General features: G+C 36.6%; 19 protein-coding genes and 2 riboswitches. Of the genes, 6 read left to right on the forward strand and 13 right to left on the reverse strand.

Features of this window, described 5'->3' with window-relative positions; all coding sequences use genetic code 11:
* Positions 1 to 92: 92 nt before the first annotated feature.
* A riboswitch (purine riboswitch) is annotated at positions 93 to 194 on the reverse strand.
* A gap of 81 nt (positions 195 to 275) precedes the next feature.
* The 7 genes from guaA to HNR52_RS06215 form a co-directional block, all read right to left on the reverse strand.
* Entirely contained in the window at positions 276 to 1,814 is a 1,539-nt protein-coding gene (guaA, locus tag HNR52_RS06185; RefSeq protein WP_013787502.1) for a glutamine-hydrolyzing GMP synthase, read from the reverse strand.
* 12 nt (positions 1,815 to 1,826) lie between these two features.
* Positions 1,827 to 3,281: an IMP dehydrogenase gene (guaB, locus tag HNR52_RS06190; RefSeq protein ID WP_435619993.1), complete on the reverse strand. Its 1,455-nt coding sequence runs from the start codon at positions 3,279 to 3,281 to the stop codon at positions 1,827 to 1,829.
* Positions 3,282 to 3,365: 84 nt separating this feature from the next.
* Positions 3,366 to 3,463: riboswitch (purine riboswitch) on the reverse strand.
* Positions 3,464 to 3,542: 79 nt separating this feature from the next.
* Entirely contained in the window at positions 3,543 to 5,168 is a 1,626-nt protein-coding gene (gene groL / locus HNR52_RS06195; protein ID WP_013787500.1) for a chaperonin GroEL, read from the reverse strand.
* A gap of 13 nt (positions 5,169 to 5,181) precedes the next feature.
* Complete coding sequence (groES, locus tag HNR52_RS06200) at positions 5,182 to 5,466, reverse strand: co-chaperone GroES (protein WP_013787499.1); 285 nt, start codon at positions 5,464 to 5,466, stop codon at positions 5,182 to 5,184.
* A gap of 199 nt (positions 5,467 to 5,665) precedes the next feature.
* Complete coding sequence (locus HNR52_RS06205) at positions 5,666 to 6,670, reverse strand: hypothetical protein (protein WP_435619994.1); 1,005 nt, start codon at positions 6,668 to 6,670, stop codon at positions 5,666 to 5,668.
* Between the two features lie 372 nt (positions 6,671 to 7,042).
* Entirely contained in the window at positions 7,043 to 7,234 is a 192-nt protein-coding gene (locus HNR52_RS06210; RefSeq protein ID WP_013787495.1) for a hypothetical protein, read from the reverse strand.
* 116 nt (positions 7,235 to 7,350) lie between these two features.
* Positions 7,351 to 7,536 carry a hypothetical protein gene (locus HNR52_RS06215; protein ID WP_013787494.1) on the reverse strand — a complete coding sequence of 62 codons (186 nt, stop codon included), beginning with the start codon at positions 7,534 to 7,536 and terminating at the stop codon, positions 7,351 to 7,353.
* A gap of 298 nt (positions 7,537 to 7,834) precedes the next feature.
* Between HNR52_RS06215 and HNR52_RS06220 the strand changes: the two genes are divergently transcribed.
* Positions 7,835 to 9,076 (forward strand): S8 family peptidase, encoded by a 1,242-nt coding sequence (locus HNR52_RS06220; RefSeq protein ID WP_435619995.1) that lies wholly within the window; start codon positions 7,835 to 7,837, stop codon positions 9,074 to 9,076.
* A gap of 16 nt (positions 9,077 to 9,092) precedes the next feature.
* On the opposite strand, the gene HNR52_RS06225 is transcribed toward HNR52_RS06220, so the two are convergent.
* The 4 genes from HNR52_RS06225 to HNR52_RS06240 all read right to left on the reverse strand — a co-directional run bounded on the left by HNR52_RS06225 (position 9,093) and on the right by HNR52_RS06240 (position 12,367).
* Complete coding sequence (locus tag HNR52_RS06225) at positions 9,093 to 9,611, reverse strand: hypothetical protein (RefSeq protein WP_435619996.1); 519 nt, start codon at positions 9,609 to 9,611, stop codon at positions 9,093 to 9,095.
* Between the two features lie 73 nt (positions 9,612 to 9,684).
* Positions 9,685 to 10,476, reverse strand: coding sequence for an ABC transporter ATP-binding protein (locus HNR52_RS06230; protein WP_435619997.1), 792 nt, complete (start codon positions 10,474 to 10,476; stop codon positions 9,685 to 9,687).
* A gap of 15 nt (positions 10,477 to 10,491) precedes the next feature.
* Entirely contained in the window at positions 10,492 to 11,352 is an 861-nt protein-coding gene (locus tag HNR52_RS06235; RefSeq protein WP_013787489.1) for an ABC transporter permease, read from the reverse strand.
* Between the two features lie 25 nt (positions 11,353 to 11,377).
* Positions 11,378 to 12,367 (reverse strand): ABC transporter substrate-binding protein, encoded by a 990-nt coding sequence (locus HNR52_RS06240; RefSeq protein WP_013787488.1) that lies wholly within the window; start codon positions 12,365 to 12,367, stop codon positions 11,378 to 11,380.
* A 308-nt stretch (positions 12,368 to 12,675) separates the two neighbouring features.
* Here HNR52_RS06240 and HNR52_RS06245 point away from each other — a divergent pair, with 308 nt between their 5' ends.
* The 5 genes from HNR52_RS06245 to HNR52_RS06265 all read left to right on the forward strand — a co-directional run bounded on the left by HNR52_RS06245 (position 12,676) and on the right by HNR52_RS06265 (position 17,287).
* A complete protein-coding gene (locus HNR52_RS06245) occupies positions 12,676 to 13,857 on the forward strand; it encodes an ABC transporter substrate-binding protein (RefSeq protein ID WP_013787487.1) in 1,182 nt (393 codons plus the stop codon).
* A 93-nt stretch (positions 13,858 to 13,950) separates the two neighbouring features.
* The gene (locus HNR52_RS06250) at positions 13,951 to 14,835 is read left to right on the forward strand and encodes a branched-chain amino acid ABC transporter permease (RefSeq protein WP_435619998.1); all 885 of its coding nucleotides are present in this window, start codon (positions 13,951 to 13,953) and stop codon (positions 14,833 to 14,835) included.
* A 9-nt stretch (positions 14,836 to 14,844) separates the two neighbouring features.
* On the forward strand, positions 14,845 to 15,801 hold the full coding sequence (locus HNR52_RS06255; protein ID WP_435620003.1) for a branched-chain amino acid ABC transporter permease: 957 nt from the start codon (positions 14,845 to 14,847) through the stop codon (positions 15,799 to 15,801).
* Positions 15,782 to 16,582 (forward strand): ABC transporter ATP-binding protein, encoded by an 801-nt coding sequence (locus HNR52_RS06260; RefSeq protein WP_013787484.1) that lies wholly within the window; start codon positions 15,782 to 15,784, stop codon positions 16,580 to 16,582. Before HNR52_RS06255 ends, HNR52_RS06260 begins: the two co-directional genes overlap by 20 nt.
* 3 nt (positions 16,583 to 16,585) lie before the next feature.
* The gene (locus HNR52_RS06265; protein WP_435619999.1) at positions 16,586 to 17,287 is read left to right on the forward strand and encodes an ABC transporter ATP-binding protein; all 702 of its coding nucleotides are present in this window, start codon (positions 16,586 to 16,588) and stop codon (positions 17,285 to 17,287) included.
* A 314-nt stretch (positions 17,288 to 17,601) separates the two neighbouring features.
* Here the strand turns inward: HNR52_RS06265 and HNR52_RS06270 are convergent, their stop codons facing one another.
* Entirely contained in the window at positions 17,602 to 18,465 is an 864-nt protein-coding gene (locus HNR52_RS06270; RefSeq protein WP_435620000.1) for an MFS transporter, read from the reverse strand.
* A 99-nt stretch (positions 18,466 to 18,564) separates the two neighbouring features.
* Positions 18,565 to 19,860, reverse strand: a complete 1,296-nt coding sequence (locus HNR52_RS06275) for a helix-turn-helix domain-containing protein (protein WP_435620001.1) — start codon at positions 19,858 to 19,860, stop codon at positions 18,565 to 18,567.
* Positions 19,861 to 20,191 lie beyond the last annotated feature (331 nt).

Below are 20,191 nucleotides of genomic sequence, written 5' to 3' on the forward strand. Positions count from 1 at the left end.
TTTTATCCCACAGGTGTGGCAATACAATGCCTGTACCGCTCGGTCCGAACGCCTTTAAGCTTTCAAAAGCATGAACAAATAAGGCTGGAACCCTCAGGTACACTTTCACTCATAGTCAGACAATTTACGGTTGTCTGGTAGAGACTTCTGAGCCGTATTCTCAGAATTATATGAGCTATTATTTACTTGTCCTGACACAATTATAATATCAAGTTTTTCAATTCAAGTCAATAATTTTACGAATATTTTTTTGATATTTTTAAAAAATGTTCGTGTTACTCCCACTCAATTGTTGCTGGAGGCTTTGATGTAATGTCATACAAGACTCTATTTACACCGTAAACTTCATTTACAATGCTTGTAGATATGTCCTCCAGAATATCGTATGGCATCTTCACCCAGTCTGCCGTCATTCCATCGTTGCTTTCTACAATCCTTAAAATTATTGGGTATGCATACGTCCTGTCATCTCCCATGATGCCGACGCTTTTTATGTCTGGCAACACAGCAAATGACTGCCATACATTGTTGTACCAGCCGTATTTTTTCATCTCTCTTAGCACGATGCTGTCAGCTTCTCTCAATATGTTTAATTTTTCTTCTGTTACTTCCCCAAGTATCCTGACTGCCAGACCTGGCCCCGGGAAAGGCTGCCTATTTAAAATCTCATCAGGCATACCCAATTCTCTGCCAACCTGTCTTACCTCATCTTTAAAAAGCATCCTCAATGGTTCAATAAGCTCAAATCCTACATCTTGAGGTAATCCACCTACATTGTGGTGGCTTTTTATCGTTGACGCGACAGGGCTTCCGCTTTCGATGACATCAGGATAAAGAGTGCCTTGCACTAAATATTTCACATCGCCGATTTTTTTTGCTTCTTCTTTAAATACCTCTATAAACTCATTTCCTATTATCTTTCTCTTTTCTTCAGGATCCTTAACTCCTTTTAACCTCTCTAAAAATCTGTCCTTTGCATCTACTTTTATTATCTCCATATCAAAATTGTTTTTAAAAGTGTCGACTACTTTTTCAGCTTCGTTTTTCCTTAGAAGACCATTATCTACAAAAATACATATTAGCTGGTCGTGTATTGCTCTATTTACCAAAACTGCAGCAACAGATGAATCAACACCACCACTTAGAGCACAGACAACCTTGTCATTTCCGACCTTTTGCCTTATTTCTTTTACAGTCTGCTCAATGAGTGAATCCATTGTCCAATCTGCAGAGCAATCGCATATTTCAAACAAGAAATTCCTGATTATCTCAGTACCTCTTGGAGTGTGTATTACCTCTGGATGGAATTGTACGGCATACTGCTTTCCTTCTACGTTGGCGATTGCTGCAATAGGGCAATTTGCTGTCGATGCAACGACTTTAAAATTTTTAGGTGGAAGTTCTATTTGATCCGTATGGCTCATCCAACAGCTTGTATCTTTTTCAATTCCTTTAAACAGAGGAATATTGTTGTTTATCACAACGTCTGTTTTGCCATACTCTCTTACAGGTGCTTCCGCAACTTTACCGCCTTGGATCATCGTCATAAGCTGTGCACCGTAACAAATGCCAAGAATAGGATAGTTAAGCTTAAATATGCCTTCATCGCACATTGGTGCATTTTCTGTATAAACGCTGGCAGGTCCTCCTGATAAGACCAAACCCTTAGGCTGTCTTTTCTCAATTTCTTCTGGCTTTATATTGTACGGAACAATTTCGCAAAACACATTTGCTTCCCTTATTCTCCTTGCAATAAGCTGCGTGTATTGGCCGCCAAAATCAAGTATCAATATAACTTCTCTATTAATACCCATCAAAATCCTCCTTTATTTAATACTATAATTTGGAGCTTCCTTCGTAATAATTATATCATGTGGATGGCTTTCAGTTAATCCTGCATTCGTTATTTTTATAAATTTCGTCTTCGTCCTGAGCTCCTCAATGTTGTGGACACCGCAGTAGCCCATTCCAGCCCTTAAACCTCCAATCATCTGGTAAACAGTATCCTTCAAAGGTCCCTTGTACGGCACTCTGCCTTCTACACCTTCGGGAACAAGCTTTTTCATACCTTCCTGGAAATACCGATCAGAACTTCCGCTTTTCATTGCTGATATTGAGCCCATTCCTCTATATACTTTGTAGCTTCTTCCTTGGTATATTTCTACTTCACCAGGACTTTCCTCAGTCCCTGCAAAAAGACTTCCAATCATTACCGTAGATGCACCAGCAGCAATCGCTTTGACAATGTCTCCACTGTACTTTATGCCACCATCTGCGATTACAGGTATACCATATTTATCGGCTTCTTCCGCACAATCATAAATTGCTGTAATCTGAGGAACTCCAATGCCTGCTACGATTCTCGTTGTGCAAATCGAACCAGGTCCAATGCCAACCTTAACGCAATCAGCACCTCTTTCTATTAAGTCTCTTGTAGCCTCTGCAGTCGCCACATTTCCAGCAATAATCTGAAGATCAGGAAATCTATTCTTTATCTTTTCCACCGTATTTAAGACACCGACAGAATGTCCATGAGCCGTATCAACAACCACAACATCCACATTTGCATCCACCAATGCTTTTACTCTTTCCATCACGTCTGCAGAAACACCTACAGCAGCACCAACAAGCAATCTTCCTCTTGAATCTTTTGCAGAATTAGGATATTCTACGGCCTTTTCAATATCTTTAATGGTAATCAATCCTTTTAAATTGTTGTCTTCATCCACAAGCGGCAACTTCTCTATCTTATGCTTTTTAAGTATTTCCCGAGCCTCATCTATAGTAGTCCCAACAGGTGCAGTGACTAAATTCTCTTTTGTCATGACCTCTTTAATCGGCCTGTCTAAATTGCTTTCAAATCTTATGTCTCTGTTGGTAATTATTCCCACAAGTTTGCTGCCAACTGTTATAGGCACTCCCGATATTCTATATCTCTCCATAAGTTCTACAGCATCTTGTATCTTGTGATCTGGTGTCAAATAGAAAGGATTTGTGATAACACCGTGTTCCGACCTTTTAACTCTGTCTACTTCTAAAGCCTGTCTTTCTATAGGCATATTTTTATGTATTATGCCAATTCCTCCTTCTCTTGCTATGGCAATAGCTAGAGAAGACTCTGTCACTGTATCCATTCCTGCGCTAATCAATGGTATATTCAACATTATACTATTTGTAAGGCGTGTTTTAGTGTCGACCTCCTTTGGCAGCACATCAGATTTTGCCGGTATAAGCAGTACATCATCAAATGTCAGTCCTTCTTTAACGAATTTATCAGCCATTTTTATCCCCTTCCTTTAAAATTTATTATGCCTGAGTTTAATAATAAAAATGCCCGAACAGAGAATTTCGTTCAGGCAAAAAAGAGTACAACAATAACTCCCCATAGTAAAGAGTTACGGCTCTTTGTAGATACTCCAGTGCCTATTCACCAGATTATATGCGGATAAGATTTTATTATTAAATTACTAAACAATATAACAAATTTAGATGTCCATGTCAACAGTACAAAAAAAATAACCGGGCATCCCCGGTTATTTTTCTTACATCATATCCATGCCTGCTCCTGGTGCTGGAGCTGGTGGATTCTTTTCTGGTATGTCTGCCACAACAGCTTCTGTTGTAAGTATCATAGACGCAACAGATGCAGCATTTTGGAGTGCTGACCTCGTAACCTTTGTTGGGTCAACTATACCTGCTTTTAACATGTCTACAAATTCTTCTTTGTATGCATCATAACCAAAAGCAGGATCTTTTGATTCTTTTATCTTCTCAATGATCACTGAACCGTCTACACCAGCATTTCTTGCTATCTGCCTTACTGGTTCTTCTAATGCCCTCAATACGATTTGAGCACCTGTTCTAAAGTCACCTTCTAAAGAGTCAACTACTTTTTGTACTTCTGGTATAACATCTAACAGTGCTGTACCACCACCAGGAACTATACCTTCTTCAACAGCAGCTCTCGTAGCTGAAAGCGCGTCTTCTATCCTGTGTTTCTTTTCTTTAAGCTCTGTCTCTGTAGCAGCACCGGCTTGAATTACTGCGACACCGCCAGAAAGCTTAGCCAATCTTTCTTGCAGTTTTTCTCTGTCATAATCTGACGTCGTCTCTTCGATCTGAACTTTTATCTGATTTATTCTGTTCTTTATGTCTGCAGCATTTCCCGCACCATCAACTATTGTAGTGTTTTCTTTTGTTACTTTTACTTGTCTTGCACGACCAAGCATGTCTATTTTAGCTTCTTTGAGATCAAGGCCCACTTCTTCAGATATTACTTGACCACCTGTCAAGATAGCTATATCTTGAAGCATTTCTTTTCTTCTGTCGCCAAATCCTGGAGCTTTTACTGCAACACATGTAAATGTACCTCTTAATTTATTTACTACTAATGTTGCAAGTGCTTCACCTTCAACATCATCTGCAATTATCAAAAGCTTCCTTCCTTGTTGTACTACTTGTTCAAGCAATGGCAACAAATCTTGGATATTTGAAAGTTTCTTGTCTGTGATGAGTATTAAAGGATCATCCAAAACTGCTTCCATCTTATCTGTATCAGTTACCATGTACTGTGAAATATAGCCTCTGTCAAACTGCATTCCTTCTACTATTTCAATAGTCGTATTCATTGACTTTGATTCTTCTACTGTTATTACGCCATCTTTACCGACCTTATCCATTGCTTCAGCTATTAAGTTGCCGATCTCCTCGTCAGCCGCTGAAATTGATGCAACATGTGCTATAGAATCTTTTCCTTCTACTGGCTTTGAAATATTTTTTAATCCTTCAACAGCAGCATCGACAGCTTTTGCCATGCCGCGTCTTAAAAGCATTGGGTTCGCACCAGCAGCTAAGTTCCTTAAACCTTCCAATACCATGGCTTGTGCCAATACAGTAGCTGTTGTCGTACCATCGCCAGCTACATCATTTGTCTTTGTTGCAACTTCCTTTAAAAGCTGTGCACCTTGATTTTCAAAAGGATCTTCTAATTCAATTTCCCTTGCGATTGTAACACCATCGTTTGTAATTGTTGGTGAACCATATTTTTTATCTAAAACAACATTACGGCCTCTTGGTCCTAATGTTACTTTAACTGTGTTGGCAACAGCATTTACGCCTCTTTCCAAAGCCTTTCTTGCATCTTCACCGTACAAAATTTTCTTTGCCATTTCTTCTACCTCCTTATTCTACTACAGCTAATATATCGCTCTGCCTTAAGAGAAGATATTCTTCTCCATCAAGTTTTACTTCTGTGCCAGCGTACTTTGAGAATATTACTTTGTCTCCAACTTTCACTTCCAGTTCGACTCTTTTCCCATCTATGTATTCACCAGAGCCGACAGCAAGTACTTCACCTTGTTGAGGTTTTTCTTTTGCAGTGCCAGGCAATACAATGCCGCCTTTTGTTACCTCTTCGGCTTCAGTAACCTTTACTACAACTCTGTCACCAAGTGGTTTTAATCTCATAATATCCCTCCTCGAATTTTGTTAGCACTCATTCATGACGAGTGCTAATCATCACACTTTTTATATTAGTTTAATTACAAGTTCATAGCAAACTCCAAATTCCTCTAATTTTTGCCGTTTTAGACGATTATTATAGATTTTTCCCATTTATCTTCTAATTATACGATTAATATTAAATTTACGCAAAAAAATGCAGGCTTTAGTCACCTGCAACATTATTTACATTGCCATTTGAACTTTGTTGTTTTAGATAATTTATCATGTTGTACATAAACTGCTGCTGTTCTTTCGTAAGCATTGATTTAAGACCGTTTACCACTTCCGACTGCTGATTTGTAAGTCCAAGATTTTTCGGCACATCGTCCTTCTTTATTTCCCTTTCCACATCATTGCTTTTTACACCTTCCACCATTTCATCATTTACAGCGTCTTCTGCATCTTTAACTTCTTCTGTCTTTTTATTTTCTTCAGATCTGTCAAACAAATTATTCTTCACATCGCTTCTATCGCTTTCTTCTACCTTCTCGTGCCTTGATTCACTATTTTTTGAATTCATAATGCTTTCAGCCTTGTTCAAAGCTTCTACAAGCTTTATGTTTTTTATGATTTTTTCTGCCATATCCTTTTTATCATCTGGAATAACAGGTTTTATCGCTTCAAAAATATCCAGAATTTTATCTATGATGTTATTTTTATCTCCTTCCACTTCGTATTTTTTCATTTTTTCGTTTAGGTTTTGTATCCCTTCATGAAGCTTTATAAATTTGTCTATGATCATCTGCTTATCTTCTTTCATGTACGGTTTTACCGCTTTTAACATCCCAATCTGATCAAAGTCATCTTCTTGCATTTCAGCTTCTTGATTAAATTCCATCAACTGTTTGTGGCATTCAAGTATCTCGGCAATTTTTGTGAATATATCTATGTAGTACTGTTCTTTCCTGTGTAGATACGGTTTTACGCTCCCCATAAAGTTTTTGCTTTTCTCTATTATCTCAAATATATCCAAATCGCTTTTCTTCTCGTCGTTCTTTTTACTTTCTGTTTTATCATCTTTATCATGCTCCACAATTTCCTCGCCTTCTTTTTTCTTTAAAAGCTGCCTTTCTCCTTCAATGCTTAAGCCATCAAAAATTTGAAACCTTATAAAAAATATTATAAAAAGTTCAATTATCAATACCTTTAGTAATTTTTCTTTATCCACGGCAAATCCCCCATTTCCATAAATACTTCTTAAATAATATATGTATAGGGCAGGTTTATTATCACCTGCCCCATGCTTTTATTTCTTATCCACCACAAAAATACCTGGGACAAACAAGAAGATTATAAAAATCACTATTATGATCCAAATCCATCCACCGTCCCATGCTGCTCCTTTTCCTTCAGGCATATGAAAACCCCCTTTACATTATTTATCGACCACAAATATTCCAGGTACAAAGAGGAAAATTATTAGTATTATGATTATGATCCAGATCCATCCGCCGCCCCATGCTGCTCCTTTTCCTTCAGGCATACTAAAAACCTCCTTTATTTTTTGGCCTCAAGGACCTAATACATTATACGTGATGTGTTAAATATTGTTACTGAAATTCATGGTGGCCAATGACCACAAAAAGCGCCTTGCCTTTTTCCGCGGTTTGTCTTGCTGCAAGACAACTAACAGAAGAAAGAAAAACAGCAAATCTTCGAATTCAAACTTTACATCCATTACAACAGTCAATATGACAAAAAAGAATAGAAGCGTATTTCCAGATATATTCATAAGATCAGCTCCATTTAATTTACTTTAATTCATTATATTCTTATTTTTAATTATTGATATTGATTTCGTCTTTTATGTAAAACAAATGGTCCTACCGCAAGATAGGACCATTTACTTTATTTGACTTGATTCAAGAATAATCCCATTCCACCGTCCATGATTATGACTAATAGTACGAAGAAGAACAGCAATGTTTCCATTGACCATGCTCCGCCAAACCATCCGCCGCCCATAAGGACAACGAGAATTAAGAAGAAGAACAGCAAATTGCTTTCGCCAAATACTGAACTTGTTCCTGCCATAATAATCCTCCTTTTAAAAATTTAAAATTTAATCAAGCTTTAGGCTCTTCAACTATGAAGCCAGGTACAAACAAGAAGATAAGAAGTATTATAATTATAATCCAGAACCATCCACCGCCTATCCATGATGCACCTTTCTCTGTGGGCATATAAATATCCCCCTTTCGCAAGATTTATGTCAGGTCTTTTTGACCTAATACATAATATGACATCGCCAATATTTGTGACACTTCTATTTTTAAAACTAACAAAAATTTGCCTTAAACATATTCTGATATAAGAAAGGGGGATTCAATTTATGGATATAATTTCTGCTCTAATTTTGTCAAGTGTTATTCAAAGCCTTTATCCCAAAAGCAAAATAGACTCAAGGCTACTACGAAAAGCTTCCACATATAGAAGTGAGTGTGTTAGCGCTATTGTGTATTCCAACTTGCCGTACGATGCGCTTAAAAAGAAGATAGAATCAATTGGAGGAACGATAAAGTACGAACTGCCTATTATTAACGGTTGGGCTGTAAACATACCTTGCAACAAGCTAAACAGCATCGCAAAAAATAAAGGTATCAAATTTATAGCCGAAGATTCAACTGTAAAAACACAGCTTAACATTGCCACACAAGAAATCAAATCAAGAGAGGCAAATGATCATGGATACACTGGTAAAGGCGTCACAATCGCTTTTTTAGACACAGGAATATACCCTCATCCAGACTTTACCAAGCCAAAAAACAGGATAATTGCATTCCACGACATTGTAAACGGGAAAAAAAGTCCATACGATGACAACGGCCATGGCACACATGTAGCAGGTGATGCCGCATCCAGTGGCTATTTATCAGATGGCAAGTACAAAGGTGTAGCGCCTGAAGCAAATATAGTATCAGTAAAAGTTTTAGATTCCAGAGGCAGCGGCTCAACATCAGATATATTGACAGGTATGCAGTGGATACTTGACAACAGAGATAAATACAATATAAGAATCGTATCGCTTTCCATCGGTGAAACGCCATCATTGCCGCCTTTTTTAGACCCACTTGTCAAAGGAGTGGATAAACTCTGGAGAAGTGGCTTAGTCGTTGTAGTAGCAGCCGGTAATTCAGGACCATCTATAAATTCCGTCACATCGCCAGGAAACAGCATGAATGTTATAACAGTTGGTGCAGTTGATGACAAAAGAACCGTTGACACTTCAGACGATGAAATTGCTAATTTTTCAGGAAGAGGATCTGCATTCTTGCCGAAACCTGACGTAGTAGCACCCGGTGTAAAGATCGTATCAACTGCATCAGGGAATGTGCCTTTAGGGACTGACGACAACATCCTTCTCAACAAATCGTACAGAACAGCGTCTGGCACATCAATGGCAACACCAATTGTAGCAGGTGCTGCCGCACTTCTTTTGGAGAAAAACCCATCATTGACAAATTACCAAGTAAAAAATATTTTAAAGTCGACTACAACAAATGTTGACCACTACAGGTATTATTCACAAGGATATGGAATAATAAATATAGAAATGGCATTAAAAAAAGTATGAGGTATTGCCTCATACTTTAATCTTTTTTTACGTCATTTTCATTAGCTGGAATCGGCGTCGGCAAGCCTATTATCAGGTTAGCCGTAGCACCCGGTATGAATGTATACGTCAGTGCCGCATAAATCGCATACAGATACTGAAGATTGGAAAAACCTAATAGCGTAAAAATAGAAAGCAGTGTAAAGCCAAAAAATGTATCTTTAGTTATGCCTGTTGGTGGAGGAAATACAAGCTTAGGCAGTTTGCTGTTTTCATTTGGTGCTTCGAGGGAAATTGGTTCGGCAGAATAGATATTGTATATGGCTGGGAAAAATGAAATAATATCCGAAGCAGCCAAAAGTGCATTCAGTGCAATGGCAGAAAATTTTGTATCGTTAATCAAGATAAGTAAAAAAACAAAAAGTATGAACTTTGCTATATAAATAGGCTGTGTATCTGTCTCCATCTCCTCTAAAATTGGCGATATCGCATCCATCAATTTTTCCAATTTTTCTTCATCCATCGCATCAAAACTTTTAATATCTTCATTTTGCATTAAAACACCTCATTTCTCGTTGAATCCTTTTAATCTCATTATATTCAAAACAAGAAACGGGTGTGAGTAAATCCTATGCCAACATCACCCTATCGTCCACAAATTCTGCACCATTGACCTCATTAAACATCTTTAAAAGCTTATCTACAGTAAGATTTTTCTTTTCTTCCTTCAAATCAAGCACGATACGTCCTTGATGCATCATTATTATCCTATTTCCAAATTCTAAAGCATGCTCCAGATTGTGAGTAACCATAAGCGTAGTCAATTTGTTTTCGTAGACGATCTTATTTGTAATTTCATTTATTATATTGGCAGTCCTTGGATCTAACGCAGCAGTATGCTCGTCTAACAAAAGCAGTTTAGGCTTTGCAAATGTAGCCATAAGAAGCGTCAATGCTTGCCTCTGTCCTCCAGATAAAAGCCCAACTTTTGTCTTCAATCTGTTTTCAAGTCCTAATCCTAATTCCGCCAGCTTTTCCTTAAAAAATTCTCTATTTTTCTTGTTAAGCCCCTTTTTAAGGTTTAGTCCAGTACCTTTTGAATAAGCAATTGATAAATTTTCATCAATCGTCATAGATGGAGCTGTTCCTAAAAGAGGGTTTTGAAATACCCTGCCTATATATCTGGACCTTTTATATTCAGGATACGATGTCACATCCAAATCATCGATGACGACAGAACCACTGTCAACAGGATACGCTCCAGCTATCAGATTGAGAAGCGTAGATTTGCCTGCGCCATTGCTGCCCACAATCGTTATAAAATCACCGTCATCTACTTCGAGATTCAATTTATTGAATACCTGAATCTCATTAGGGGTATTTTTATAAAAATATTTATCCACATCTATAAGCTTTAACATTGTAAATCCCCCTTTTCAGTTAGAGCTTAAAACAATTTTCTTCAATCCAGGCAACGACAATGCCACAACTACTAAGATAGCAGTCAAAAGTTTTAGATCCGTCGGATTAAATCCTATTGTAAGGGCTATTGCTATTGCACTTCTGTAGACTATCGATCCTACGACGGCAGAAATCACTGCCCACAATATATTTCTCTCTCTTATCAACACTTCACCGATAATGACAGAAGCAAGTCCTGCAACAAGTGTTCCAATGCCCATGCCAGCATCGGCAAAGCCTTGATACTGCGACACTAACGATCCTGCCAAAGCAATATAAGCATTTGATATTACAAGTCCCAACGTAATCGTAGCATTTGTGTTTATTCCCATGCTGCGAACCATCTGCTGGTTGTTTCCTGTGGCTCTCAGCGCAAATCCCGTCCGCGTCTGCAAAAAATAATTTGTCAAAAGCAACATAAAAACGACAATAAGTCCAAAAAATAGTATGTTTTTATAGCTTCCTGCAAAATCAAAGTAGTCAAATATAGATCTATTGCTAAGCATAGGTATGTTTGATTTTCCCATTATGCGCAAGTTTATAGAGTAAAGAGCAGTCATCGTAAGTATACCTGCTAATAACTCCGTGATTTTTAGCTTCGTATTCAAAAATCCAGTGATTAAGCCAGCTAATCCCCCAGCAATGATGGAAATAAAAATAGAAAAAACAGGGTTTGCACCACTTGTTATGAGTTTTGCTGTAACGGCAGCCCCTAAAGTGAAGCTGCCCTCTACAGTCAAATCAGCAAAATTTATTATCTTAAAAGATATATAGACACCAAGTGCCATTATGCCATAGACAAGCCCCTGCTCTAATGTAGAAATGGCAAAAGACATTGTATAGACCCCCAATTATATCTATTTATTTGATGACCTCTTGTGCTTTCTTCATGATAGAATCTGGTATTTTAAAACCAATGGCATCTGCTTCTTTTTGATTTAGTATAAGCTGCAGATTCTTAGCAGTTTCCACTTTTATATTGGCAGGCTTTTCACCTTTTAAAATCTTAATAGCCATCAAACCTGCCTGATAGCCTAAATCGCTGTAGCTTATGCCAAGTGTAGCCAATGAACCGCCTTCAACCATTCCTTTCTCTGCAGCTATTACAGGTATCTTCGCTGAATTGGTGACCTTTATTATAGCCGCAACAGAAGAAGCAACAGTATTGTCTGTCGGAAGCCATATGGCATCAACTTTCCCTACTAAAGATTGTGCCGCTTGGCTGACTTCGCTGCTATTTGATACAGTAGCTTCTTTTACGCTAAAGCCTAATTTTGCCGCATCGTCTTTTGCAATCTTAACTTGAACTGTAGAATTGACTTCACCTGCATTGTATATTATCCCTATCCTTTTAGCATTTGGAACCAAGTCCTTTATCAACTTTAACTGATCATTTATAGGCTCCATATCGGAAGTACCTGTCACATTTCCGCCAGGATTATCCAACGATTTTACAAGCCCAGCAGCGACAGGATCTGTAACAGCAGTAAACACGATTGGAATAGTAGAAGTGGCTTTTTTAACTGCCTGTGTAGTAGGCGTTGCTATGGAAAAAATTAAATCGACATTTTTATCAACGAACTTTTTGGCTATTGTTTCAGCCGTCGACATATCACCTTGAGCGTTTTCCTTGATATAGGTGACATTCTTCCCTTCTTCATAGCCATTGTCTTTCAAAGCTTTTATAAACCCTTCTCTTGCGCTATCAAGCGCTGGATGTTCAACTATCTGTGTGATACCGATCGTTATCATTTTTCCCGTGCTACCAGTGGATGTTGTCTTGCTTTGGCATCCAGATATAGCAAAAGATATTATAAAAAAAGCTGCCAAAACAAAGATAGACCTTTTCATAAAAACTCCTCCCCCTGCATGGCAACAACAAAAATCCTACCGTGCTACCATGCTAAATTTCAAATGACACTTGTGATAAAATTTTCATTAATTAATAAAATAGTAAGATAAAAACATTTATTAGTCAATAAAAGTTTTTTGTAGTATTTATTAGAAAATTTGAATATGCCTTAAAATAATTAATCTTGATGTAAATATCATCAATAAAGTATAATTATAGTAAATTTATCGTCTGTTTTCTTTAATTTTTCTACCGGTAGAGAAAAATTTTAATTTTATTAAATTTTAAAAAATGGGAGGACATATCTATGAGAAATTCGTTAAAAAAAGCATCAATGCTTTTAGTCGGCATAATGACAGCTTCACTTCTGTTTTCTGGATGCAGCAAAAATACCAGCGCTACAAGTAGCAACAAAATAAACGTGGGAGCCCTTTTTGAATTGACAGGACAAGTAGCGTCATACGGAACTTCTGAGTATAATGCAGTAAAACTGTATATAGATGATGTCAACAAGAACGGCGGTGTTCTTGGCAAGCAGATTAATCTTATTAAAGCCGACAACAAATCTGCGACAGATGAATCAATAAATCAGGCAACAAAGCTTATCGTTGAAGACAATGTAGTGGCAATATTAGGACCTGCCACAACAGGCAACACAAAAGCAGCTTCTTCAATTGCATTAAGCAAAAACATACCTCTTATAACTCCATCCGGTACATCTTTTGATGTAACTGTTGATCCAAACACGAACAAAGTAAAAAGCGAAATATTCAGGGCATGTTACACAGACCCATATCAAGGCAAAGTAATGGGCGAATTTGCCGCAAAGGATCTAAATGCAAAAACCGCTGTCATATACATTGATGACAAAAGCGACTACAGCAAGGGCCTTGCTCAAAGTTTCAAAGAACAATTTGAAAAACTTGGCGGCAAGGTAATAGACCAAGAAGCTTATGTGGCAGGTGATCAAGATTTTAAATCAACACTTACTAAGATAAAAGGATTAAATGCTGACGTCATATTCATACCCGGATATTATCAAGACACAGCAAAGATAACAAAACAGGCAAGAGAGATGGGCATAGATACACCTCTACTTGGTGGGGACGGTTGGGACTCACCTGATCTATTAAAGATAGCAGGTGCATCTGCATTAAACAACGTCTATTACAGCAACCACTTTATATCAACAGATCCAGATCCGACTGTTCAAGACTTCATAAAGAAGTACAAAGACGCTTACGGTACAGAACCTGATGCTTTTGCCGCTTTGGCATACGACTCAGCAGGCATGTTGGTACAAGCGATAAAAGATGCAAACTCAACTGACCCGGCAAAGATAACAGAAGCCTTGGCAAATCTGAAAAATTTCAAAGGTGTTACAGGCAATATTTCGATAGATGCACAACACAATCCTATAAAACAGACAGTCATCATCGAATTGAAGGACGGTAAACAGACACTTAAGAAAAAAGTAAGTGCTGAATAAATAATCATAAGATAACTTTAAAGAAATACGGCAATGCGGTCACCTTGTGGCCGCTTATGTTCTTTTAATACATTTTTACTTGAGGTGATGTTTATGAAGACATTTATTGAGCAGTTGATAAATGGTTTATCTTTAGGCAGCATATACGCACTCATTGCCCTTGGATATACTATGGTTTACGGCATAATGAAGCTTATAAATTTCGCTCATGGCGATATATATATGGTAGGTGCATTTACAGGCTTCTTCGCATCAACATACTTTCACCTTGGCTTTATACCATCTCTTCTATTGGCAATGTTAGTAAGCCTTATACTAGGTGTGACAATTGAGCGAGTTGCATATAGACCTTTAAGGGATAAGTCAAAAATCTCAATATTGATTACAGCCATCGGTGTCTCACTTTTGCTGGAAAACGGAGGTATAATCCTTTTATCACCACAGGTCAGGACATATCCTCAGATTTTCAAGCAGCACATGTACTCATTTTTCAATGGAATAATCACCATATCAAACCAGCAAATCGTCATATTTGTCGTATCCATAATCATGATGGTGGGACTTCAGCTTATTATATATAAGACAAAAATAGGAAAAGCCATGAGAGCTGTCTCCACAGACCCTGATGCTGCAAGACTTATGGGCGTAAATGTAGATAGGACCGTTTCTTTCACATTTGCCATAGGCTCTGCCCTTGCTGCTGTTGCAGGCGTCTTAGTTGGCATATACTACAATTCCATTGACCCACTGATGGGTATCATGCCAGGCTTAAAAGCATTTATAGCAGCAGTATTAGGCGGAATAGGAATAATACCAGGTGCTATGGTAGGAGGCCTTTTGATGGGCGTCATAGAAGCACTTGTTTCAGGCTACGGCAGCTCTTTATACAGAGACGGCGTTTCATTTGCAATACTCATCATAATACTTTTAATCAAGCCCACAGGACTATTTGGCAAAAACGTAAGAGAGAAAGTGTAGGTGATAAAGTTGAAGCAGATATTGAAAAACAGGTTGTTGATTTTCTTAGGGCTGTTGGCTTTTTACGGTATAATACAAATCTTACTGTCAACAAATATATTGAACGATTATTACGAAATAAACATAGTTCTCATGGGCATAAATGTAATACTTGCTGTAAGCCTCAACCTGATTAATGGCTTTACTGGACAATTTTCATTAGGTCATGCAGGATTCATGTCAATCGGTGCATACACATCAGCTATCATAACATACAAGTTAGGACTTCCATTTCCACTGGCATTATTAGTAGGAGGCATAGCAGCAGGAATAGCCGGAATCTTGATAGGAATACCATCATTGAGATTAAAAGGAGACTACCTCGCTATAACAACACTTGGATTCGGAGAAATAATTAGGGTAATCTTTTTAAACACTGAATACGTCGGTGGAGCAAGCGGCCTATCTGGAATACCGAAGTACACAAACTGGACGTGGGTATTCTGGATAGCAGTCATAACTGTTGTATTAATCAGAAACTTCATAAACTCCAGCTACGGCAGATGCTGTGTAGCAATCAGAGAAGACGAGACAGCTGCCGAATCGATGGGTATAAACACGACATACTACAAGACATTGGCATTTACGATAGGTGCATTTTTCGCAGGAATAGGCGGTGCCCTTTACGCTCACAACTTCTACATCATACAGCCAGAGACATTCAACTTCATGAAATCATTCGATATCTTAACAATGGTTGTATTAGGAGGACTTGGAAGCATAACAGGATCTATCCTATCAGCCATCTTCTTAACTTTTGTATACGCACTTTTGCAGGATTATGCTGCACTAAGAATGGTAATATACGCTCTCCTCTTAATTATCGTAATGCTATTTAGACCAGAAGGATTGATGGGTACAAGAGAATTTTCTCTCAAAAAACTATTTAAGAAAGGGGAGAAAAGCAGTGAGTTTACTGTCAATTAAAGACGTATCTATAGACTTTGGCGGCATAAAAGCCTTGATAGACGTCAACATAGAACTGGAAAAAGGCTCTCTTACAGGACTTATAGGACCAAATGGTGCTGGAAAATCAACAGTATTCAACATAATAACCGGCATATACAAGCCTACATCAGGAAAAGTGACATTTGACGGAAAAGCTATATCTCAAAAGCCCTACAACAACACAAAGCTTGGCATAGCAAGGACATTTCAAAACATACGTCTATTTAAAAACCTAACTGTCCTTGACAATGTCAAAATAGCTGAGCACATTCACGTGCAATACGGACTTTTAAGCTCCTTTATTCAGCACAAGAAATACTTAGATGGAGAAAAAACACAAGACAAACAAGCGATGGATCTCCTTAAAATATTCAATCTTGATAAGCACGCTTTAAACCTTGCCAAAAATCTGCCTTATGGCGAACAGAGAAGACTTGAAATTGCAAGAGCACTGGCAACAAAGCCAAAGCTTTTGCTCTTAGATGAACCTGCAGCAGGAATGAATCCACAAGAGACAAAAGAGCTTACAGACACAATTAGATTCATAAGAGACAAATTTGACATAACGATACTCTTGATTGAACACGACATGTCGCTGGTGATGGATCTCTGTGAAGACATATACGTCATGAACTACGGAAAAATAATAGCACATGGTACACCAGACGAAATCAAGAAAAATCCAGAAGTAATAGCAGCGTATCTTGGAGAAGAAGACATTGATGAAAAAGAAATTTTATCAATTGAAGGAGGTGCTTAAATCATGTTAGAAATAAAAGATCTCAATGTATCATATGGAATGGTAAACGCCTTAAAAGGCATAGACATAAAAGTAAATGACGGTGAGATCGTGACTATAATAGGTGCAAATGGCGCAGGCAAAAGCACAACTTTAATGACGATATCAGGCATATTGAAGCCAAAAAAAGGCTACATCAAATTCAACGATGTAGACATAACGAAAAAACCCGCTCAAAATATAGTTGCTATGGGCATCTGCCAAGTGCCTGAAGGAAGAAGAATATTTGCCAACATGACTGTCATGGAAAACCTTGAGATGGGAGCATATCTCAGGAAAGACAAAATGGTAAAAAGCGACATGGAAAAAGTATTTCACCTATTTCCACGTTTAAAAGAAAGGCATAAACAGATTGCCGGCACATTAAGCGGTGGTGAGCAGCAGATGCTGGCAATAGGGCGTGCATTGATGTCGAAGCCAAAAGTGCTTTTGTTAGACGAACCATCAATGGGACTTGCACCGATTGTAGTACAAGACATATTCAAGACAATAAAAAATATAAATGAAGACGGCACAACCATCCTTTTGGTAGAGCAAAACGCTAAAATGGCTCTATCCATTGCAGACAGAGCATACGTCCTTGAAACAGGCAATATCTCCCTTGAAGGTGCTGCATCTGTCTTAAAAGACGATGAAAGGGTTAAAAAGTCATACTTAGGAGGTTAAAAGAGGGTTCGCAATGAACCCTATTCTAATAGCAATTTATTTATACCAGATAAAAGCTTCCCATTAAAATCAATTTTCCAAATCCCTTTGCAGCAGCAAAGTATGTTTTAAAGTTGATGGTGCTTTGTATAAATATCCTAACAACAATAAAAATCCACTTATAGCATAAAAATATACCACCGAAATTCCTTCTCGTTGGAAAATTGAAATTCCATAGCCTAAAAGATAAAGACTTGATATAAATGCATTAAAAGCAGATGCTAAATAAAACACGTATATCTCATTAAAAAATACCATTGATAATAAAGAAGTTGTTAAAAAGCAGTTCCAATATTAACAAATTTTCCTTTCGCCAATTTCGCTTCAAACTTGATGTACATCAATGATGCTAAAATAGAAAAAATAGACGAAATCGCTCTTGACCAGGCAAAAGTAGATTCCGATTTTAAAAGAATTTGCGTAACATAAAGTATCAAAAGAGGTATGGAAATACCTTCAACAAGTGAGCGAATACCTTCAAGTATAACAAGCCATTTTAACTCTATATTATTCCATATAATATGAAAGCCTTCAGTTGCCTGATGATAAAAATTAAGATTGCTTTCACTTTCTGATAAATGTTTGTCCTCATGACTCTGAATTTTTAAAATTAAAAATGCACTCAATAAATAGCTAACTGAATCTGCCATTAAAAAAATAGTAGGTAAAATGCCTATTGAAATCAACAATGCACCAAAAACCGGTGCTAGCATATTAATTAGATCATCTACTCCTAAAGAAATCCCAATTGTTTTAGTCAAAGTTAAATCATCTGTATTTGATTTAATTATGCTTGTTCTAAATGAACCGTATATTGAATTAAAACAGCCTAAGAAAAATATCAAACATAAAACGATATATGGTATTTTAATAAAATTTAATATTCCAACAACAATCAAAAATCTCATTAAATCACATAAGACTAAAATAAATTTATCAGACATCTTTTTACTTAAAGTATGAGGAATAATTGGTCCTATAAAAAGCCACGGCAATGTTTCAGCAATGAAGGCCAGTGACAATATAGTAGACGAATGGGTCTGATTGTATACAATTATTGGAAAAGCAAGGCTATGAAGCTGTGTCCCAAAATTAGAAATCCATTTTGCAAAAAGTAATAACCTGATATTTTTATTCATTGCTTTTTCCTTTAATATTTAGAATATTTTCGGCAACTTTTGTTGCCTTATATATTCTGAACATATTCAAATTTTATCCTCCCGAAATGTTTGTATATATTACTGTCTTATTGATTCTACAATTTTATCAGCCTTACTCAAATGATTATTACACTTGTCTGCATTACCATCTTCTAAATACAATATGGATAGCTTTATATGGACTTTTAGCAATTCTTTTATGCTGTTTATATTTTTGGCGACTTCCAATATTTTATTGTATATGTGTATCACTTTTTCTCTATCATTTAATTGCTTATAAATATCAGCCAATCTATAATTTCCCATTATGATGTATTCTATGTCATTGTTTTTATTAGCTATCGAAATGCCTTCTTCCATGAGATTTATAAATTCTTTGATGTGCCCCATTTTTAATAAAACATTGGCTTTTTCAATAAGCGTGTGGGACAATAACTTTTCATCTTTGTTACGCCTTATTTTCTCTGCTTTATCAAAATACTCCAAAGACTTTTCATAATCATTTAGATCTGCATAAATTTCGCCAATATTGCTGTAAATCAATCCTGATATTGAATCTTCATCATTAACATTATTTAGTAAATTTTTATATGCGTCTAAAGATTTTTCAAGAAAGCCCATTTCCCTGAAGCAATTGGCTTTTATAGAACTTGCATAAATATAGTTAATAAGTTCATCGGATTTATTACAATCTTTAAGAAATTTCTCAACATATTCTATTGCAACATCATATTTGCCAATGTGTTTATAACATAATGAAATATTATAAATCGCTTTATTTCTTATACTTTTATCATTTGTTTCCTCAGCAAAACTCATGGCTTTATCAAAGTAAAATATTGCTTCTGCATAATCAGTTATATTCATCTTGCAAACGCCCAACATGTTATAAACGTATGGTATCTGTTCCTTGAATCCATACATCATCAATAGTTCAAGGGCTTTGTTGTAATTTAGTATTGCATCTATATATTTATTTGCATTATACATTATGTCGCCAATTTTAATGCTTATCAGTGCGTTTACTCGCTTTCTTCCGTATTTTTCTGCAATTTCAAGTAATTCATTTACTTTGCTTAAATCCTCTTCATTGTTAATCTCTTTTAATTTTTGGATACAATAGTATTCGGCTTCTTCTGCAGGTGTCATTAAAAGGTATTCACCATCTATGTTTAGATTTATGCCAATTTCTTTGGCTCTTTTATTAAGTTTCTTTGCAATGGCAGAAGCTGTTTCTTTGCTCATAGTGCTTCTACCGCTTTCAATCATGCTTATAAAACCTCTGGTAATGTTTTTATCCTGTAGTTCTTTCTGTTTCATCTTAAGCATTTTCCTGATTTTCTTTAGTCTTTCACCTTGAGTTGAAAATTCCATATAAATTTCCCACTTTCCTTCTTTATATACTGTCTTAAGTCTTAAATTAATATCTATTATATAATAAATGACTTCTAAAGACTATTATTTGCCCTTTAACAAATCAAATATATTTTAATAACTCAAACTTCGCACTTATAAAAGTAGCTCTGTACCTTGATAATTCAATATTATTTGGCTATAAAATAGCATGAGACCTCCATTTTTGGTATAATTGAATTATCAAAAAATAAACCAATTGGAGGCTCATGCTATGAATAGTATAACACAAAATTACCAAATTGATAATAAGGTTTCTACTTCGATTAAAAGTTTCTTCAAAAAATATAGA

The organism is Thermoanaerobacterium thermosulfurigenes (assembly GCF_051201035.1).
Taxonomy (GTDB): Bacteria; Bacillota; Thermoanaerobacteria; order Thermoanaerobacterales; family Thermoanaerobacteraceae; genus Thermoanaerobacterium; species Thermoanaerobacterium thermosulfurigenes.

Bases quoted from the DNA above. Each gene is read 5' to 3' on its own strand.
- HNR52_RS06230 (WP_435619997.1), bottom strand. From the start codon at position 10,476: ATGTTAAAGCTTATAGATGTGGATAAATATTTTTATAAAAATACCCCT.
- HNR52_RS06220 (WP_435619995.1), top strand. From the start codon at position 7,835: ATGGATATAATTTCTGCTCTAATTTTGTCAAGTGTTATTCAAAGCCTT.
- HNR52_RS06225 (WP_435619996.1), bottom strand. From the start codon at position 9,611: ATGCAAAATGAAGATATTAAAAGTTTTGATGCGATGGATGAAGAAAAA.
- HNR52_RS06270 (WP_435620000.1), bottom strand. From the start codon at position 18,465: ATGAATAAAAATATCAGGTTATTACTTTTTGCAAAATGGATTTCTAAT.
- HNR52_RS06240 (WP_013787488.1), bottom strand. From the start codon at position 12,367: ATGAAAAGGTCTATCTTTGTTTTGGCAGCTTTTTTTATAATATCTTTT.
- guaB (WP_435619993.1), bottom strand. From the start codon at position 3,281: ATGGCTGATAAATTCGTTAAAGAAGGACTGACATTTGATGATGTACTG.
- HNR52_RS06235 (WP_013787489.1), bottom strand. From the start codon at position 11,352: ATGTCTTTTGCCATTTCTACATTAGAGCAGGGGCTTGTCTATGGCATA.
- HNR52_RS06245 (WP_013787487.1), top strand. From the start codon at position 12,676: ATGAGAAATTCGTTAAAAAAAGCATCAATGCTTTTAGTCGGCATAATG.
- guaA (WP_013787502.1), bottom strand. From the start codon at position 1,814: ATGGGTATTAATAGAGAAGTTATATTGATACTTGATTTTGGCGGCCAA.
- HNR52_RS06215 (WP_013787494.1), bottom strand. From the start codon at position 7,536: ATGGCAGGAACAAGTTCAGTATTTGGCGAAAGCAATTTGCTGTTCTTC.
- HNR52_RS06265 (WP_435619999.1), top strand. From the start codon at position 16,586: ATGTTAGAAATAAAAGATCTCAATGTATCATATGGAATGGTAAACGCC.
- HNR52_RS06210 (WP_013787495.1), bottom strand. From the start codon at position 7,234: ATGAATATATCTGGAAATACGCTTCTATTCTTTTTTGTCATATTGACT.
- groES (WP_013787499.1), bottom strand. From the start codon at position 5,466: ATGAGATTAAAACCACTTGGTGACAGAGTTGTAGTAAAGGTTACTGAA.
- groL (WP_013787500.1), bottom strand. From the start codon at position 5,168: ATGGCAAAGAAAATTTTGTACGGTGAAGATGCAAGAAAGGCTTTGGAA.
- HNR52_RS06250 (WP_435619998.1), top strand. From the start codon at position 13,951: ATGAAGACATTTATTGAGCAGTTGATAAATGGTTTATCTTTAGGCAGC.
- HNR52_RS06275 (WP_435620001.1), bottom strand. From the start codon at position 19,860: ATGGAATTTTCAACTCAAGGTGAAAGACTAAAGAAAATCAGGAAAATG.